Here is a 1,034-nt window from a genome sequence, read left to right as displayed (position 1 = left end):
GTCTCGCCGCGGAAGAAGTCGCGGCCGTAGATCAGCAGGCACAGCACGACACCCACCGCAAAGGCCCATGCCGCCCCGCGCGTCGCAAGCACCGCCCCCACGACGCCGGCGATGCCGAGATCGCGCTGCGACCGCGCCTCCATCACGCCGATCCGGACGGAGACATAGCCTTGGATCAGCAGCGTCAGCGCCAGTGCCACGCCAAGGATCGGCTGCACCAGTGTCACGATCGGCATCAGCAGCAGGCCGGTGTTCGTGCCCCAGCGGAACGATCCCGCACCGCCGAAGATCGACCTCATGGCCTTCTTGCCTTGGGTGAACCGTTCCACGATCACGACATGCATCGCGGCCCAGAGCGGCCCGCACATCGTGGTGTCCGGCCCGAGGATCGACATGATCGCATTGCGTCCGCCAAAGATCAGGTGCGCGCGGTCGGGGCTGTAGTCGATCTTCTCGTCCTCGCGCTTGGCATCGGCCTCGTCAAGGATCGCGCGGGCCTGAAGCACGTCACCGAACACCACGATATAGGCAGCCAGAACCGTCGGAATCGCGGTGATGAACATCGACAGTGGCGGCAGGCCAAGGCCGAACACCGTGTATTCCCGCCACAGCGTCGTGAAGTCGGGGGACGAGAATCCCCATTCAAGGCTTGGCCAGGGTGCTTCCCCGAACAGCGGTGCGACGATGATCGCCAAGGCGATGATCGGGAAGATACCCAGCTTGCCGATGGTGCCGAACACCCCGCCCCGTTCCTTCAGGCGGGCGAAGTGGCGCGAGAAGATGACGTAGAACGCGACGCCCACCGCGATGCTGATCGTGAAGGGGAAGGTGTCGAACCGTCCGCCGATCTGGAAGACCGAGATGATCGCGGCAATGCCCGCGCCGATGATGATGCCCGACTTGATCGCCTGCGGGATGGCCGCGACCACCTTGTGCGCCATACCCGTCGCGCCGATCGCGATGGAGAAAAGCCCCAGCATCATCTGGAACGCGATCAGCGCGTGCACCCGCTCCGGCCCCTCCGGGAAAGCGGC

At 65.3% G+C, this 1,034-nt stretch carries 1 protein-coding gene; it reads right to left on the bottom strand.

All coding sequences use genetic code 11. From position 1 onward, the window contains the following. On the bottom strand, positions 1–1,034 hold a 1,034-nt coding region (locus tag ACSHZY_RS18870; protein ID WP_435171764.1), incomplete at both ends, for a hypothetical protein.

This window comes from Falsirhodobacter sp. 1013 (assembly GCF_051195255.1).
GTDB lineage: Bacteria > Pseudomonadota > Alphaproteobacteria > Rhodobacterales > Rhodobacteraceae > Falsirhodobacter.
The sequence above is the reverse complement of the archived record's forward strand: the minus strand, read 5'-3'. Positions and strand labels throughout refer to the sequence as shown.